This window comes from Streptomyces sp. NPDC050546 (assembly GCF_044457425.1).
Taxonomy (GTDB): domain Bacteria; phylum Actinomycetota; class Actinomycetes; order Streptomycetales; family Streptomycetaceae; genus Streptomyces.
Genome location: NZ_JBITGX010000010.1, coordinates 148,252 through 165,265, shown reverse-complemented (window position 1 = coordinate 165,265; position 17,014 = coordinate 148,252). Strand labels below are relative to the sequence as shown.

General features: G+C 73.1%; 13 protein-coding genes. 4 read left to right on the top strand and 9 right to left on the bottom strand.

Going from position 1 to position 17,014, the window contains the following annotated elements:
* Window positions 1–1,287 carry a cysteate synthase gene (locus ACIBK5_RS25360; RefSeq protein WP_399022729.1) on the bottom strand — a complete coding sequence of 429 codons (1,287 nt, stop codon included), beginning with the start codon at window positions 1,285–1,287 and terminating at the stop codon, window positions 1–3.
* Between the two features lie 230 nt (window positions 1,288–1,517).
* Here ACIBK5_RS25360 and pdhA point away from each other — a divergent pair, with 230 nt between their 5' ends.
* The gene (gene pdhA / locus ACIBK5_RS25355) at window positions 1,518–2,624 is read left to right on the top strand and encodes a pyruvate dehydrogenase (acetyl-transferring) E1 component subunit alpha (protein ID WP_399022727.1); all 1,107 of its coding nucleotides are present in this window, start codon (window positions 1,518–1,520) and stop codon (window positions 2,622–2,624) included.
* Entirely contained in the window at window positions 2,612–4,624 is a 2,013-nt protein-coding gene (locus ACIBK5_RS25350; protein WP_399022725.1) for a 2-oxo acid dehydrogenase subunit E2, read from the top strand. The genes pdhA and ACIBK5_RS25350 overlap by 13 nt, the downstream gene beginning before the upstream one ends.
* On the opposite strand, the gene ACIBK5_RS25345 is transcribed toward ACIBK5_RS25350, so the two are convergent.
* The 4 genes from ACIBK5_RS25345 to ACIBK5_RS25330 form a co-directional block, all read right to left on the bottom strand.
* Entirely contained in the window at window positions 4,621–5,820 is a 1,200-nt protein-coding gene (locus ACIBK5_RS25345) for a type III PLP-dependent enzyme (RefSeq protein WP_399022723.1), read from the bottom strand. The two genes, ACIBK5_RS25350 and ACIBK5_RS25345, sit on opposite strands and share 4 nt — an antisense overlap.
* Window positions 5,817–7,553 carry an IucA/IucC family protein gene (locus ACIBK5_RS25340; protein ID WP_399022721.1) on the bottom strand — a complete coding sequence of 579 codons (1,737 nt, stop codon included), beginning with the start codon at window positions 7,551–7,553 and terminating at the stop codon, window positions 5,817–5,819. Before ACIBK5_RS25340 ends, ACIBK5_RS25345 begins: the two co-directional genes overlap by 4 nt.
* 88 nt (window positions 7,554–7,641) lie before the next feature.
* The gene (locus ACIBK5_RS25335; protein WP_399022719.1) at window positions 7,642–9,372 is read right to left on the bottom strand and encodes an IucA/IucC family protein; all 1,731 of its coding nucleotides are present in this window, start codon (window positions 9,370–9,372) and stop codon (window positions 7,642–7,644) included.
* On the bottom strand, window positions 9,369–10,541 hold the full coding sequence (locus tag ACIBK5_RS25330; protein ID WP_399022716.1) for an acetyl-CoA carboxylase biotin carboxylase subunit family protein: 1,173 nt from the start codon (window positions 10,539–10,541) through the stop codon (window positions 9,369–9,371). Before ACIBK5_RS25330 ends, ACIBK5_RS25335 begins: the two co-directional genes overlap by 4 nt.
* 103 nt (window positions 10,542–10,644) lie before the next feature.
* Between ACIBK5_RS25330 and ACIBK5_RS25325 the strand changes: the two genes are divergently transcribed.
* Window positions 10,645–11,484, top strand: a complete 840-nt coding sequence (locus ACIBK5_RS25325; RefSeq protein ID WP_399022714.1) for a (2Fe-2S)-binding protein — start codon at window positions 10,645–10,647, stop codon at window positions 11,482–11,484.
* Window positions 11,485–11,491: 7 nt separating this feature from the next.
* Here the strand turns inward: ACIBK5_RS25325 and ACIBK5_RS25320 are convergent, their stop codons facing one another.
* The 4 genes from ACIBK5_RS25320 to ACIBK5_RS25305 form a co-directional block, all read right to left on the bottom strand.
* Entirely contained in the window at window positions 11,492–12,301 is an 810-nt protein-coding gene (locus ACIBK5_RS25320) for an alpha/beta fold hydrolase (protein ID WP_399022712.1), read from the bottom strand.
* A gap of 31 nt (window positions 12,302–12,332) precedes the next feature.
* Window positions 12,333–13,715 (bottom strand): FAD-binding oxidoreductase, encoded by a 1,383-nt coding sequence (locus ACIBK5_RS25315; RefSeq protein ID WP_399022711.1) that lies wholly within the window; start codon window positions 13,713–13,715, stop codon window positions 12,333–12,335.
* A gap of 103 nt (window positions 13,716–13,818) precedes the next feature.
* Window positions 13,819–15,105, bottom strand: a complete 1,287-nt coding sequence (locus tag ACIBK5_RS25310) for a cytochrome P450 (RefSeq protein ID WP_399022709.1) — start codon at window positions 15,103–15,105, stop codon at window positions 13,819–13,821.
* 29 nt (window positions 15,106–15,134) lie between these two features.
* On the bottom strand, window positions 15,135–16,484 hold the full coding sequence (locus ACIBK5_RS25305; protein ID WP_399022707.1) for a glutamine synthetase family protein: 1,350 nt from the start codon (window positions 16,482–16,484) through the stop codon (window positions 15,135–15,137).
* Between the two features lie 340 nt (window positions 16,485–16,824).
* On the opposite strand from ACIBK5_RS25305, the gene ACIBK5_RS25300 reads away from it, so the two are divergent.
* Complete coding sequence (locus ACIBK5_RS25300) at window positions 16,825–17,013, top strand: ferredoxin (protein WP_399022705.1); 189 nt, start codon at window positions 16,825–16,827, stop codon at window positions 17,011–17,013.
* Window position 17,014 lies beyond the last annotated feature (1 nt).

Below are 17,014 nucleotides of genomic sequence, written 5' to 3'. Positions count from 1 at the left end.
TCACACTCCACTCGGGGTCGGCACCTGCCCCAGCGCACGGCGGACGAGCTCGGCGGCGTCGTCGGCCGTACTGCCGGGGCCCCACGGGACACGGAGCCACGGTTCGGCCGGGGCCAGGGAAACGTCGTGGGAGAGGCGGGCCCGGCCGCCGCCCGTGATGTTCAGCAGGACGAGCTCGTCGCGGCCCACCCGGCCCGTGCGGGCCGCCTCGGCGAGGGCGGCCAGGGCGACCCCGGCGCCCGGCTCGATGTCGATGCCCTCGGTCTGCTCGAACAGCGCCATCGCCGCCAGCGCGGCCTCGTTGTCCGCCTCCAGCACCTCGCCACCGCTCTCACGGAGCACGTCCCGCACCCCGCCGCGCACCGCGAACGGAGGCCGGCAGTTGGTCAGTTCGGGAGCGATCACGTCCACGGCCCGGCCGGGCGCCGGGCCCGTACCGCCGCGCCAGGCGTGCGACAGCGGCGCGTACGGCGTGTTCTGGCACATCAGGACCCGGGGGACCCGGGAGGGGGAACCGTCCGTGTCGCCGCACAGCCGGAGTGCCGCCTCGTGCGCCGCGATCGCGCCCGCGCCGCTCCCGACCGCCTGGACATACACCTCCGGCAGCCGCCCCAGCGCCTGGGCGGCGGCGAGCATGACGGTGCCGAGCCCGTCCCGCCGGCCCACGTTGCGGCAGCCGCCCTCGGGATGGTGCCCGGGGAGCCGGGCGAGCCGGTCGGCGCAGGCGATGGCGTCGTTGTAGGTGGCGGTGCCGTCGAGGGCGACCACGCGGACCCGAGTATCCAGCGGGCCGGGGAGGCGCAGGCGCTCCAGCGCCGAGGCGGGCACCACGATCAGGACGGGCACGCGATGCAGGGTGGCGGCCCAGGCGAACGCGGCGGCGGTGTTGCCCGCCGAGGCGACGACCAGCACGGGCGCCGCCTCGGGCAGCCGTCCCAGCACCGTGTACGCCTCGAGCTCCTTGAACGTGCCGGTCGTCAGAAAGGCGCCCCGCTCCGGCCAGTAGCCGCTGAAGGCGACCCAGAGCCGCCGCAGCCCGAGCAGCCGGCCCAGCCGCCCCGCGGGGTGGACCACGGGTCCGCCGACGTCCGGAAAGGTACGCGCGACCGGCAGCAGACCGGCGTGCCGAAACAGTCCGGTATCCGCCGAGTCCGCGCACGGCGCCCGGTATTCCGTGCGCAGAAAAGCCGGTTCGTGCGGGGCCGGGCATTCCAGTATGAGGCCGTCGTCCTCATACCGTGTGCCGCATGCCGCGCAGACGACCGAGTAGTGCCGCTTACCGAGCATGACGTCATTGCTTCAGGGCGGGAAAAACAGCCGGTAGCTACCGCTTGAATGCTCAAGTACGAGGGTGTGGTGACGCTGTGGAGAGGCCGAATGCGGCTCCAGGGTAAGAATTCTTACCTGCGCGCCGGATGTCAACCCGTGTTCATCTGCCCTTGGTGGACGTTGCGTTGACGTCCGCGAAGGCTTTCTACGACCCTTCCCGGAGCATCGAGGAAAGAGGCTTCCCAGGCATGTCCGAGAAATTGGCGCCGGAGCGGCGGACGGGAATCGAGATTTTGCTTCCCGGGCCCGTTCCTTTCGCGTTTCCCGAAAAAGACGCCGATCCCTCGCCGGCCGGCCGGGATTACCCGATGGCGGACGCGGAAACGCTGCTGGCCGCCTATCGGAAGATGGTCCTCGGGCGCCGATTCGACGAGCAGGCGAACGCGCTCGCCCGGCAGGGCCGGCTGGCGGTCTACCCGTCCTCGCTCGGCCAGGAGGCCTGCCAGGTGGCCGCCGCACTCGCGTTGCGCGACGACGACTGGCTCTTCCCGACCTACCGGGACTCCGTGGCGCTGGTGAGCCGGGGCATCGATCCCGTCGGGATCCTCACCCTGCTGCGCGGCGACTGGCACAGCGGCTACGACCCCGTGGCGCACCGCACCGCGCCCCAGTGCACCCCGCTGGCCACCCACGCCCCGCACGCCGTCGGCCTGGCCCACGCCGAGCGCCTCAAGGGCACCGGCACGGTCGCCCTCGCCCTGCTCGGCGACGGCGCGACCAGCGAGGGCGACTTCCACGAGGCCCTCAACCTCGCCGGAGTCCTGCGCGCACCGGTGGTCTTCCTCGTCCAGAACAACGGCTACGCCATCTCCGTGCCGTTCGCCGCGCAGACGGCGGCCACGAGCCTCGCCCACCGCGGGGTCGGCTACGGCGTACGCGCCGAACAGGTCGACGGCAACGACGCCGCGGCCGTCCTGGCCGTCCTGGCCACCGCGGTCGAGGACGCCCGCACCGGCGGCGGCCCCTGGCTCGTGGAGGCGCTCACCTACCGGGTGGGCCCGCACACCAGCGCCGACGATCCCAGCCGCTACCGCTCCCCCGAGGAGAGCGAACCGTGGCGGGCCCGCGACCCGATCGCCCGGCTGGAGCGCCGGCTGCGCGCCTCCGGCCTGCTCGACGAGACCACCGTCGCCGAGACCGCCGACCGCGCCGAGGCGCTGGCCGGCGACCTGCGCGCACGCCTGGCCGCGCCCCCCGAGCCGGACCCCCGCACCCTCTTCGACCACGTCTTCCGGCACCCCACGTCACAACTGACCGAGCAGCGCACCGAGGTGGAGGCGGCATGGCGCCCGTGACCATGGCGCAGGCCCTGCGCACCGCCCTGCGGGACGCCCTGGCCGGGGACGACCGCGTGGTGGTGTTCGGCGAGGACGTCGGCCGGCTCGGCGGTGTCTTCCGCGTGACCGACGGGCTGGCCGCCGAGTTCGGCGAACGCCGCTGCTTCGACACGCCCGTCTCCGAGTCCGGGATCGTCGGCCTCGCGGTCGGCATGGCGATGGCCGGGTTCCGCCCGGTGGTGGAGATGCAGTTCGATGCCTTCGCCTACCCGGCGTTCGAGCAGATCGCCTCCCATGTGGCCAAGATGCGCAACCGCACACGCGGCGCCCTCCCCCTGCCCCTGGTGATCCGCGTCCCCTACGGCGGCGGAATCGGCGGCGTGGAGCACCACAGCGACTCCAGCGAGGCGTACTACGCGCACACCGCCGGTCTGAAGGTGGCCGCCCCTGCGACCGTCGAGGACGCCTACTCCCTGCTGCGCGAAGCCGTCGAGGACCCCGACCCGGTCGTCTTCCTCGAACCGAAGAAGCACTACTGGACCAGGGCCGACCTCGTCCTCCCGCCGCGCACGGCCGGGTTCGGCTCCGCGGCCGTCCGCCGCCCCGGCACCGACGCCACCCTGGTCGCGTACGGCCCCGCCGTGGCCGTCGCCCTGAACGCGGCACGGGCCGCGAGCGAGCGCGGCTGGGACGTCGAGGTCGTCGACCTGCGCACCCTCACGCCCCTGGACGACGCCACCGTGACGGCCTCGGTGCGCCGCACGGGCAGGTGCCTGGTGGTCCAGGAGGCCCAGGGCTTCGCCTCGGTCGCCTCCGAACTCGCCGCCCGCGTCCAGGAGCGCTGCTTCCCGTCCCTGCGGGCGCCCGTGCTGCGCGTCACCGGCTACGACATCCCGTACCCGCCGCCGCTGCTCGAAGACGCCCATCTGCCCGGCCCGGAGCGCGTCCTGAACGCCCTCGCCCGGCTGCTGGGCGACGACACGGCCGCACCACGCGCCGTCGTGCACGGCCTCCACCGCACACCGGACTCAGGCGAGCGTGTCTTCGCCCTCCCCGACCTCGGCGAAGGCCTGACCGAGGCGGAGTTGCTGGAGTGGCGGGTCGCCGTCGGCGACACGGTGGCCGTGGACCAGGTGGTGGCCGAGGTCGAGACGGCCAAGTCCGTCGTCACGCTGCCGACGCCCTTCGCCGGCACCGTCACCCGAGTGCACTGCGGCGCCGGGGAGACGCTGGCCGTCGGAGCCCCGCTGCTGTCCGTGCGGCCTGGGCCCGCACAGGAGCACGCCGGGACACCGACCGGCTCCGGCGCGGTCCTCACCGGCTACGGCACCCGCGCCGAACCCGCCGGACCCGCCGATCCCGCCGGACCCGCCGATCCCGCCGGACCCGCCGATCCCGCCGACCTGGCCGGACCCCGCACCCCTCTCGGCCCGGCCGCGCGCAAGTACGAGCGCGCCCACCGTGACACCCCGGCCGTCACCATCTGGCGGGACACCGACGCCACCGGCGTCCCCGCCCGCGACGTGCTCGCCACCTTCGCGGCCCGGTGCGTCACCGGCCTCGCCAAGTACCCGGAGCTCAACGCCCGGATCGACACCGACCGCGCCGAACTCGTCCGACTGCCCCACGTCGACCTGGCCTTCGCCGCCCAGACCGAGCGGGGGCTGCTCACTCCGGTGGTGCGCGACGCCCACCTGCTCGCCCCCGGCGAACTGGCCGACGAACTGCGCCGACTGACGGCCCGCGCCCGCCACGGCGAACTCACCGCGGCCCACACCACCGGCGGCACCTTCACCGTCAACAACTACGGACCTCTGCGGGTCGACGGCGCCACACCGCTCCTCAACCACCCGCAGGCGGCGATGCTCGGCATCGGCCGGATCACCGACCGCCCCTGGGCGGTCGACGGCCGGCTGGCGGTCCGCAAGGTCGTGCACCTCTCACTGACCTTCGACCACCGGGTCTGCGACGGCGTCACCGCCGCCGCGTTCCTCGCCCATGTGACCGAGGGACCCTAGGCGTTCTCGTCCAAGAAGTGGAACCCGGGCCTGGGATGCATCAGGAAGTCGTGGTGCGAGATGTTCCAGGCGTAGGCGCCCGCCAGGGAGAACACCACCCGGTCCCCGGCCCGGAGCTCACGCACCGGTACCCGGCGGGCCAGCACGTCCTTCGGTGTGCACAGCTGCCCCGAGAGTGTGACGGGCCCGTTCTCCGCCGCCGGGCGCGGCCAGGGGTGCGGCCAGGTGTCCACGGGCAGCACGGTGCAGGGCTGGTCGTGTCCCTTCGTCGCCGGGGTGCGCAGATGGTGTGTGCCGCCCCGGACGACGGCGAACTCCTCGCCGTGGCTGCGCTTCACGTCCAGCACCTCCGTGGCGTACCAGCCGCAGTACGCGGTGAGCGCCCGCCCCGGCTCGATCCGCAGCGTCAGCCCCGGACGTGCCTCGATGAGCCGGGCCAGCCCCTCGCCGTACGCGGCCCAGTCGAAGCGGCGCTCCGGGTCGGCGTAGTCGACACTCATGCCGCCCCCGACGTTGACCTCCTCGACCGGCACACCGAGCCCCGTGGCCCAGCCGACCACGCTCTCCGCGACTCCCAGCAGCTCCGCCGCGTCCAGCCCGCTCGCCAAGTGGGCGTGGACGCCGCGCAGTCCGAGCTGGGGGTACGTCCCCCCGGCGAGCGTCCGGATCATCGACTCGGCTCGCGCCGGGTCCAGGCCGAAGGGTGTGGGCCGTCCGCCCATCGCCAGCGAGCTCCCCGCGAGCGAGCCGTCGGGCACCGGCAGGTTGACGCGCGGCAGCACCGCGACACGCCGCCGGGGCGCGACGCGGCGGGCCAGTTCGGCCAGCACGCGCAGCTCGTGCTCGCTCTCGACGTGGAAGCGCTCGACGCCCAGCTCCAGCGCCGCCGTCACCTCGTCCGGCGTCTTGCCCGGCCCGCCGAAGGCCAGCGGCCGGCCCGGCACGGCCTTGGCGACATGCGCGAGTTCACCGCCCGACGCGACCTCGTACCCGTCGACGCGGGGCTCCAGCGCGGCCAGGATCTCCGGCTCCGGGTTGGCCTTGGCCGCGTAGTACAGCTCGACCCGACCGGGCAGCGCGGCCCGGATCCCGGCGGTGTGTGTGCGCAGGGCCGCCAAGTCGTAGAGGTAGGCGGGCAGTTCCGATGACGGCAGTGACAGGGCGCGGTCGTTCACCGCGGCGGTGGGGAGGGTCATCGGGAGCTCCTCTTCGCCTCGTGCAGCACCTCTTCGCCCAGCGGCGACGGCAGCCGGACGTATCCGGCCCGGCGGTCGGCCTTGCGCTCCCAGCGGGTGAGCAGGTTGGTCTTGGCGGGCAGCGGCACCCCGGCGAGCAGGGCGGCCAGCCGGGGCGGGCAGCCGTGCCGGTCGGCGTAGGCGCGCAGGGTCTTCCGCACGCGGGCCCACAGTGCCGCCTCCGTCTCCGGATGCAGGTCGGCGAGGGCCGCGAGCATCTCGGCCACGTGGTTGACGAGCAGGCAGTACACGACCCGGTCCCAGCCGCGCCGCGCGTCGTACGTCATCGGCCCGGCCACCTCCGGCTCCAGCGCGGCCAGCGTCTCCGGGTGCCGCTCGGGCACCAGCTTGGTGCCCTCCAGGTCCCGGAAGAGGACCTGGGCGGGCCGGCCCGCCCCGTCGACGCAGAGCAGCACGTTCTGCAGATGCGGCTCCAGGACCAGGCCGTGGTCGAAGTAGGCGGCGAGGACGGGCGGCAGCAGGAGGTCCAGGTACGCCGACCACCAGTCGAGCGCCGTGGCCGGATCCGCCCCGGCGAGGAGCCGGGAGACCTGGGCGGCACTCGTCGGGTACTCGTCGGCGACGGCGGCCGCGAGCAGGGGAGTGGTGCCGGGGGCGAGCCGCCGGGACAGGCCCTCGCGGACGATGACGCCGAAGCCCTCCAGCAGCTCGCGGTCCGGCACACCGTCGGGGCCGGGCAGGGCGAGGGTGCGGTAGGCGGGTTCGCGGAGCACGGCACCGCCCGGGAAGCGCCCGGCGAGGTCGGACAGTGCCGGGGCCAGCGCCCGGGTGAGGGCGACCGCCCCGGTCAGCTCGTAACTGCTGTTCTTGCGCAGGCAGTTGGTGATCCGCACGTTCAGGCTGAACTTCAGGAACGTCTCCCCGTCGTACAGCGTGCGCACGGACGCGGTGGCCGCGAAGGGCCGGCCGCCCGGTCCCAGGTCGAGTACGTCACCGCGGTCCTGGGCGGCGCGCAGCAGCGGGTGATCCCGGAGCGTCTCGTACTGCCAGGGGTGGGCGGGCAGCAGCCGGTAGCCCTCCGGGACGTCCGGGCGCTGCCGGTCCAGGGCGGCGGTGGCCCACGGTTCGGCGCTCTCCTGTGCGATCAGGTGCTCCCGCACGGCGAGGTGTCGCAGTGGGAAGGAGGCGCCCGTCTCGGGTGCGTAGGCGGCCCAGGAACCCGGGTCGCCGGTGCGGGCCTTGGGTGTGGGGTGGAAGCGGTGCCCGAAGAGCAGGGACTGCTCGGAGGCGAGATAGGCGGACAGCAGGTCGCCAGGAGGCTCCGGCACCTCCGGCAGGGCGGTGAGCGAGCCTTCGACGGCGGCGTGGCTGGAGGCGACCTGCGCCAGGAACTCCTCGTTGCGCACACCGGTGCGCAGCGACAGCTCGTCACGCGTGTACTCGGCGAGCCGCCGCCAGTCCATGTCCGCCCAGCCGCCGTCCCGCTCCTCGCGCACCGGGCCGGTGAAACGGTGCGCGCCGAGCAGCGAGGTGCGGCGCAGGGCGACACTCAGCAGCACTCCGCGGCGGGGCAGCCGCAGCAGCAGGCGGCCGTCGGCGACGACGGTCTGCCGCTCCGGCCCGGACACCTCGCGCAGCAGACAGTTCAGCAGGGTGTGGGCCACCACGTCGTCGGCGGTGGGCAGGGAGAGCGACGCGGTGGTGCGGCCGGGCGATTCGGTCAGCGAGGGCATGGCAGGCTCCAGCGGTTGCGCGAGTGCGGGGGAGGGGCGGGGCGAGTACGGGCGGCGACGACGGGACCGGCGGTCCGGTCCCGGGTTCTCATCGCTTGCTCCGGTACGGCAGCAGGTAGTTGGGCCCGGTGGTGTAGTGCTTGTTGATGTCGGCGGCGCCCGAACGCTCCTTGCTGAGCAGCGTCCCGGCCGTCACCATCGCCTTCACCGGCAGCTCCGGGGCGTCGAGGAGCCGGGCGCGCAGGACGCCCCCCGCCTCGCCGCCCAGCCGCTCCACGGCCTCCGCGAGCCGTCGGCGCACCAGCCGCAGCAGCACGGGCAGCGGGGCGCGGCCGTGCCGGGCCAGCCCGAACGCGTAGGCGCCCGCGCACAGATGGACCGTGATGGTGGCGAAGAGGTCGGCCACCGGCCCGTCCTCCGTGCCGAGGACCCGGGGGTCGTCGAAGTCCCACCCGCGGGGGATCCGGGCGTGCAGCCGCCCCGCGTTGACCCGCGGCCCGTCGTTGTCCTTGAACAGCAGCCGGAGACCGCCCGGCCGGAGCACCAGGGAGATGTTCTGCTGGTGCGACTCCAGCGCGATGCCGTACCCGAACAGCGTGGTCTGCCAGTCGAACAGCAGCGTCAGCCAGGCGTCGAGCAGGGCGATCGGGTCGCCGTCGTAGAAGCGGTCGGCGAGATGGTCGACGACCAGCCGTCCGTCCGGCGCCTCGGCGAGGAGCGCCGCCATCGGCACGACGACCGAGTCCCCGAGATCGGCCGGGTAGCGGCGGCACAGCACGGCCAGCAGCTCGTGCCCCGCGTGGGCGTACGTCGTCTCGTCGGCGTGCAGGATCGTGTCCCGGAACCGGGGCTCGCGGGCGACGACCTCCCGGATCAGTCGCTGCCCCGCGGCCCCGTCGACGAGTGTGCCGGGCTTGACGGACCGCTTGTTGCGCAGCCCCAGCGACGAGGTGTCCAGGGGCAGTTTGAGGTGCAGCGCCGGGTCCGTCACCGTCGCCACCGTCCGCATGGAAAGGGTCGGTACGACGTCGAGAAAGCCCTGGTCCGCCAGTACCGCCCGCCCGCGCAGACCGGTGGCCCGTAAGCCCGCGTCGAGCGCCGGGCCGACGGTCAGCGGGTGCACCGGCAGGGCGAGGTGCGTGCGCTCCAGCCCGGCCAGACCGAGCCGCGCGGGCGTGGGCCACAGCTCGGGCAGTGTGCCGGTCAGCAGGAGCGCGTCCCGGGGCACGGCGAGCCAGCGCAGCGGGAACCGCGGATGGAACTCGGGTGCGTACGACCGAAGTTGCTCCTCGTCCAGCCCTGCCCGGCCGCGTGCGGTCGGGTACACCGGATGGTCCAGCCGGGCGGCGAGCGCGTCGAACGCCGTCCCGCCGCCGAGGCCGGTCCAGTGCGCGGGCTCGGCACCGTGACGGCCGGTCAGCCGCCCGGCGAGGGCCTCGCGGGTGTCCGCGTGCAGCCGTAACGTGGCCAGCGTCTGCCGGCACTCCTCGGCGAAGGCGTCGAATCCGGCCCGGTCCTCGGGCTCGGCGAGCACGCGCAGCGTGTCCAGCACCTCTTCGTACGAGGTCAGCTCGGCGCCGTCCGAAGCGCGCAGGAGCAGCGGCAGCCGGGCGGCGTACCGGCACTGGAAGCCGTCCTCGGCGACCGGCAGCAGCAGGGCGTCACGACCTGCGGCGAGCCGCAGCCAGGGTCCGTCCGGCCGGTGGACGAGGGTGCCGCGGGTGCGCAGTCCGACGACGTCCTCGCGCAGCAGGGCGCTCAGCACCCGGGTGAGCAGTTCGGCCGCGCAGGTGTCCGGCGCGGGTGGCAGTACGGTCACGCCCGGATCTCCCAGCGGAGGCCGGCCAGGAAGCCGGCGGCCACGCGGTCCACGGTGTCCTGGTCGGTGCCGGTGGCCCGCAGGACGCCGAGGTAGTCGCGGTTGGTGCCGTACAGCTCGTGCCGCTCGCCCACCGCGCGCAGCGGACGGTACGTCAGACACACCCCGTCGACGGTGAGCTCGGCGGCGGCCGGGGCGTCGGTCAGGGTCCCGGCCCGGTCGGCGCACGGGTACTCCAGGAGGGCGGCGCGATCGGGGCGGGCGCCCGGATCGGCCGGGAGCGGTTCGCCCAGGTGGGTGCGGAGGATGTGCTCGAACAGCGGGATGCCGAGGAGCCGTTCGAGCAGCAGGTCGCACTGGTCGCCGATGGCCCGGTAGTTGACCTCGATGATCCGTGCCCGCCCCTCGTGCACCACGAACTCGGTGTGACAGGCGCCGAACCCGACGCCGAGCGCGTCCAGTTGGGCGAGCACCTGCGCGACGACCGGCTCGGGGTGCGCGGGGACGAAGGTGAGGCGCTGCTCGACGAAGTGCGGCGGCGGTGACAACGTGGTGCGGAAGCCGCCCAGGACGTGGCGGACCCGGCCGTCGCCCAGGGTCTCCAGCGTGCACAGCTCGCCGGGGAGGTACTCCTCGACGACCAGGGCGGTGCCCGGCCGGCGCTCCAGGATCTCCTTCGCGCGGATCACCAGGTCCTCGGGGCCGTCCACGAGCACGACGTCCTCGCTGGCCACGCCCTCACGGGGCTTGACGACACACGGGTAGGGCGCGTCGAGCGGGGCCGGTTCGGCGAGTTCGGCCGACCAGACGGCGTCGACCCCGGCGGCGGTCAGCCGGCGGCGCGTCTCGGCCTTGTCCTTGCAGCGCAGGGTGGCCCGCCAGTCCTTGCCGGGCAGGCCGAAGTAGGCGGCGGCCAGGGCGGCCTGGGTCTGGAGGTGGTCGCTGTTGGTGAAGACGGCACCAGGGCTGCCGTGGACCGAGATCCGTGACACGACGGCCCGGAAGTCCCGCACGTCACACTCCAGGACCTCGACGTCCGGGCAGGTTCTCCGGTGGGCGTCGGGCTGGTCGGTGAGGACGGTGACGTCCAGGCCCAGCCGGGCGGCGGCGGGCAGGAAGCCCTCGGTGACGGAGTCGGTCGGATTGAGGGCGAGCAGGTACAGGCGCATGGCGGTCTTCCATCGGTGGGTCGGGAGCACGTCCGACGATCTTGTACCTTAGGTTAGCCTTACCTATCCAATCGCGGGTGGCAACTGCCCGTAGGAGTGATCGATGCGCACTGTCCTGGAGTCACCGCCGACCCTCGCCTCCGTCCTCGGCACCGCCTACCGGCGGCTGACGGACATCTGCGAGGCGCTGAGCGTCGAGGTCGCGGACCCCCGGACGGCCTATGACGAACAGGAGCTCACCGCAGCCGGACTGACGTCGGACCAGGCGGCCCTCGACGCCTTCCTGGAGGCCGAGGAGACGCGCATCCACACCCGCTTCGCCCGCACCCCCCGCCCCCACGTCACCGCCTCACGCGCCCTGCACGACTACGCCTGGTCGATCGCCCTCCTGATGAGCGGCGTCTGGTACCTGGAACGCCGGGTGCCGCGCATCCGGCCGCAGTCGGTGCGCCTGGACCTGGAGGCCGGGGCGTACACGATCACTCCGGAGTCCCGTGTCGCCTGCCTTCCCGGCGACCCCGTCGCCGGGCTGCCCGGCGCGGTGACCGTCGCGGGCGAGGAGGCCCTGCGGGCCGAGCTGCGCGCCGCGGTCGCCGACCACATGCGCCCGCTGCTCACCGCCCTCGGCCCCGCCGTGCGCCGCGGGCCGCGCGCCCTGTGGGGCATGGTCGGCGACGACCTCGTCTCCGGGATCTGGTACCTCGGCCGGACCCTCGGCCGCGAGGAGGACGCCGTACGCGCGGCGACCGCCCTGCTCCCCGAGCCCGTCAGCCCGTACCCCTCGGGAGCCGACTTCCGGCTGCTGACCGGCACCGACGGCCGCCGCCACACGACCCGCACCCGGGCCGGCTGCTGTCTCTACTACGCCATCCGGCCGGACGAGGCCTGTGGCACCTGCCCCCGCACCTGCGACACGGAACGGCTGCGCCGGCTGGAGGAGTGACCAGCCGTCAGTCTCCTGCCTCCACCTCTCGCCAGAACGCGTCGACCCGCGCGTTGAACACCTCCGGCACCTCCTGGAACGGCTGATGGGCCTCTCCGGGCAGCACCTCGAACTCGGCGTCCGGGATGCCCTCCGCGACCTCCCGGCCGAGGCGCGGCGGTGTGGCGAGGTCGAGTTCGCCGGAGAGAACGAGGGTCGGCGCGGTGATGCCGCCGAGACGGTCGGACGTGTCATGGCGGCAGAACGCAGCGAGCTGGCGTTGGAAGGCCTCGGCGGACTGCGGGTGCTCGAAGGCCAGCGTCTCGTCGATGAGGCGGTCGACCAGGCCGTCGGCGTGGGCACGCGGTGTGTAGATCCACAGGTAGAACGCCTCGAGCATGGCGCGCTCGGTCGGAGCCCGCTCCACCATCCACTCCCAGAAGCGCGTCATCGCGCGGAAGTAGGAGTCCGGGCGAGCCGTCGTGCTCATCAGGACCAGGCTGCGGACGAGGCCGGGATGCCTCAGCGCCAGCTCCTGGGCGATGAAGCTGCCTCCCGAGAAACCGGTCACGTGGGCGGCCGGGATCTGGAGCGTGCGCAGCAGCGCGGCGGCGTCGTCGGCCATCCGGGGCATGGTGAGCGGCCCCTCGGGCAGCGGCGTACGCCCGGCGCCCCGGTTGTCGAAGGCGGTGAGCCGGTAGCGGTCCGCGAGCCCGTCGAGCTGTGACTGCCACGCCTCGGCCGGGTCCCCGAGCCCCGAGATGAGCAGCACGTCGGGCCCCTGGCCCCGTCGCTCGACCCAGAGCTCCACACCGCCGGCGTCGATCATCTGTCCCATGGCCGCCTCCCGGAGCGGGGAACCGTGGCCGTCACGCTCGCGCCGGCGCGATGTTCTGGTTGGCGTGGAACAGGTTGTCCGGGTCGTAGGTCCGCTTGACCCGCGCGAGCCTGTCGTAGTGGCCCCGGTAGGTCGCCCGGACCCGCTCCTGGCCCTCGCCCGACCCCATGAAGTTCACGTATGAACCGCCCATGGAGTACGGGTGCAGCTCCTCCTGGTAGTCGACGCACCACTGCCTGATGGCCCCGGCGTTGACCGGATCGGGGTCCACACCGGCGAAGACACCGGACCAGACCGCGTCCCGGTAGCTCCACGCCGTGTCGTCCGGGCCCACGCGGTGGGCCGCCCCGTCGACCGGGTAGAGGTGCATCAGCGAGAGCTGGGTGGGGTTGTTCTCGGCGTACTTGAGGTGCACGTCCAGGGCGGCGTCCGGGATGTGGTCGAAGAAGTCGCCGCGCCAGTACCACTGGTAGCCGGTCGGGATCAGTTCGTCGAACATGCTCTGCAGCCCGACGTAGGGCATCGGAGTCGTGAAGTGGAAGGCCGGCGGCCCGGCCTCGTTCACCACGGAGAGCGTCTCGTCGAGCCCGTCCAGGTCGCCGGTGAGGCACCACACGATGCCGCACACCTTCCGCCGGTGCAGCTCCTCGGGGAAGGGCGGGCCGGGCGGGACGACGAAGACGTTGAAGAAGCCGTACACGTCCTCGGGCGCCTGTGGGAGGAACTCGCGATACCACGCCAGCGCCTCACGGGTGTGATCCACCGGCCAGACGGTCACCCCGACCCCGACCGTGTCCACCGGGTGCAGCCGGTAGGTGAGGGAAGTCGCGATGCCGAAGTTGCCGCCGCCTCCGCGCAGGGCCCAGAAAAGGTCGGGGTGCTCGTCCGCGTTCGCGGTGACGTAGCTGCCGTCGGCCAGGACGACGTCGGCGGCGATCAGGTTGTCCGCGGTCAGGCCGTACCTGCGGGTGAGATAGCCGTGTCCGCCGCCGAGGGTCAGGCCCCCGACCCCCGTCATGGAGATGATGCCGGTCGGGGTGGCCAGGCCGAACGCGTGGGTGGCGTGGTCCAGGTCGCCGAGCTGGGCGCCGCCGCCGGCCTGCGCGGTCTTCGCCGCCGGGTCGACCCGTACGCCGCGCATCGGCGAGAGGTCGATGGTCACACCGTCGTCCACCAGGCACAGGCCCGGGCCGCTGTGCCCGCCGCCCCGCACGGCGAGTTCCAGGCCGTGATCGCGGACGTAGGCGACCGCGGCCATGACGTCCGCGGCGTCCGCGCACCGCACGATGGCGGCGGGGTGTTTGTCGATCATCGCGTTGTAGATCTTGCGGGCCTGGTCGTACTCGGCGTCCCGTGGGCCTATGACCGGTCCTCGCAGCGTGGTCCGCATGTCTTCCAGGGTGGCGCTGTTCATGACGATCTCCTCGGGACGCGTGCCCGTGCTGACATCACCAGCGTCCCGCCGACGGCGCGGCTGTGCATGTCCGGCGGGGGCCGTCGCCCGGCTGCCCGCGGACTCAGGTCAGGGTGACCTCCACCGGCAGCTTCTTGATGCCGTTGACGAAGTTGGACCGCACCCGCGGCACGTCACCGGCCAGACGGATGTCCGCCAGGCGCGGGATCAGCTCCTCGAACATGATCCGGATCTCGGTGCGGGCGAGCAGATTGCCCAGGCACAGATGCGGGCTGCCCTTGCCGAAGGTGACGTGGTCGTTGTCGGCGCGTGTGACGTCGAAGTCATACGGATCGCCGAAGACCTCCTCGTCGCGGTTGCCGGAGGCGAACCACATCACGACCTTGTCGCCCTCCCTGACCAGCCTGCCGCCCAGTTCGACGTCGCGCGTGGCGGTGCGGCGGAAGTGGTAGACGGGGGAGGCCCAGCGCAGGAACTCCTCCACCGCGACCGGGATCAGTGAGGGGTCTTCTTGGAGGCGGGCCAGCTGCTCGGGGTGCTGGATCAGGGCCAGCATCGAGTGGGAGATGGTGTGCCGGGTGGTCTCGTTGCCGGCGACGACCAGGAGCAGGAAGTAGTTGTCGAAGTCCTGCGGGGAGAGCGGCACACCGTCCCGGGGCATGGTGTTGACCAGTCGGGAGACCAGGTCGGTGCCGTCTCCGCCCCGCCGCTGCCGCGCCAGCTCCCGGCCGTACTCGAAGACCTCCAGCGAGGCGGGGGAGCGGAACGGCAGATCGCGGTACCGCTCGCTCTCCTCGCTGTGCAGCAGGACGTCCGCGTAGTCGGGGTCGGTGTGGCCGATGATCCGGTTGCCCCAGTCGATCAGCCGCTGGTTGTCCTCCGGGGGCACGTCCAGCAGCCGGGCCAGGACGTTGATCGGGAAGTCCGCCGAGACGTCCTCGACGAAGTCGAAGCGGCCCTTGGCGAGCGCGGCGTCGAGGGTCCGTGCCGTCAGTCCGCGCAGGAAGTCGGTGTAGCCGCTGATCACGTTCGCGCCGAACTGCCGCTGGATCAGGCTGCGCAGCGCCCGGTGCCGGACCCCGTCCAGTTCGAGGATCGAGGCGCGTTTCTTGATCTGGTCGTCGTCGACCTCCTCCAGGTTGACGAACCTCGTGGAGGTGAAGGTCTCCGGGTCGCGGTCGACCCGGACGATGTCCTGGTGCCGGGTCAGCGCCCAGAAACCGGAGTTGGGCGCCTCTTCGGGCTGCCAGTGCACGGGGTCCTGGTGACGCAGGGTGTGGAACATCCGCCAGGGTGTGACGCCGTCCGTGAAGCGGTCCAGGTCGGCGAGGTTCACATCGGCCAGCGGCAGCGGTTCGCGCAGGGCGTCGGTCGGGGTCTCGGTGGTCATCGAACAGCTCCTCGGCGTCACAGGGGGCGTCACAGGTGGTAGGCGTACTCGGTGAACTCCCAGTCGGTGACATGCCGGTGGAAGCGTTCGACCTCGTCGCGCTTGTAGGAGAGGAAGGACGTGGTGAAGCCCTTGCCGAGCAGGTCGGTCAGGGCGGTGTCCGCCTCCAGCGCGTCCAGCGCGGCGGACAGGGTCCGGGGCAGGGCGGCGGACCGGGAGGTGTCGTAGCCGTAGCCCTCCAGCGGGGCGGGCGGCTCCTCGCCGGCCAGGACGCCCAGGAGGGCGGCGGCCGTCGTGGCGGCGATCGCCAGATAGGGGTTGGCGCTCGCGTCGCCCAGCCGCAGTTCGAGCCGGGCACCCGAGCCGCGCTCGGGCGGGACGCGCACCATGGCGCTGCGGTTGTCCAGCCCCCAGTCGATCAGCCAGGGCGCGAGGGTGTCCGGGCCGAAGCGCTTGTACGAGTTGACGGTGGGGTTGAGCAGCGCGGCCAGGGCGGGAGCGTGGGCGAGGACACCGGCCACGGCGTGCCGGGCGACGGCGGACAGACCGTACGGGGCCGAGGGGTCGTCGAAGGTGTTGCCGCCCCGGTCGTCCTCGCCGGAGAGGTGCAGGTGGAAGCCGGAGCCGCCCGCGTCGTTGAAGGGCTTGGCCATGAAGGTGGCCAGCCGGCCCTCCTTGCGGGCCAGTTCCTTGATCGCCGCCTTGAAGCGGAAGGACCGGTCGGCGGCCGAGAGGGCGTCGGAGTGCGCCAGGTTGATCTCGATCTGGCCGCCGTCGAACTCGTGGTTGCCGCTGATCGCCCCGATCCTCAGATCGCGTACGTGGCGCAGGGTGCGCAGCAGGTGGTTTCCGGGGTCGGCGCGCAGCCCCGCGGTGTAGACGACGCCCGGGTCGGGCGCGTAGCGGCGCCAGCCGCCGGACGGCTCCGGCTCGCACAGGAAGTACTCCAGCTCCGGCCCTACCACCGGCCGCAGCCCGTGCTCGGCACACCGGGCGAGAACGGCGCGCAGCAGGTCGCGGGGCGACTCGGGAGCGGGCGCGCCGGTCGCCGGGTCGACGACCTCGCCCAGACAGGCGGCCACCCCGGGCTCCCAGGGCAGGGACACCAGCGTGCCGAGGTCCGGCCGTACGCAGATGTCCGGCAGCCCCGCGTCCAGCCCGCCGCTGACCGGGACCACGTCGCCCTGCGGGCTGGTGTGGTAGACGGCCCGGCAGAACGCGAGACCGTGCGCGCAGGCCCGGGGCAGTTCCTCGAGCAGCACGTCGCGCGCCCGGTCGGTGCCGATGAGGTCGGGATAGGTCACCCGGACCACGTCGATGCCGTCGGCGGCGAGCCGCTCCATGTGGCGGCGGACTTCTTCAAGGTCGTGAGCGCTCACCGTTGTCTCCTCGGGCGGACGTCGGGACACCTCCGGGACACGGGGGCCGGGGAGGCGGGTGGCGGGAGAGCGAGCAGGCCGGGCGCGGCGGAGCCAGGGACCGCCCGGGTGCTTTGTTTGATGCCAAACGGTAGGGGTGGGCGAGGGGTGCCGCAAGGGGGCGGGGGCAAGAATTTATCCATCCGGATAGCTATTGACCAGACCTCCGCCCCTGCCTACCTTGTTTGAAGCCAAACGAGTTCGGGGCGCGTCTCACCGCACCCCGTTGGCCGGGGCCCGGCCCTTCCGGCCGGGCCCCTCTCCCTTCCCTTCGACGCCCTCACACTCAGGAGGACCGGCCATGAAGGTCGTCGTCGACATGAACAAGTGCCAGGACCACGGCCAGTGCGTCTTCGCGGCCCCCGACGTCTTCCACCTGGACGACACCGGCCGCCTGGCCCACGTCCCCGACCCCGACGACGCGCTGCGCGACGAGGTCGAGGAGGCCGCGGACGTCTGCCCGCTCCAGGCCATCCGGATCGAGGACTGAC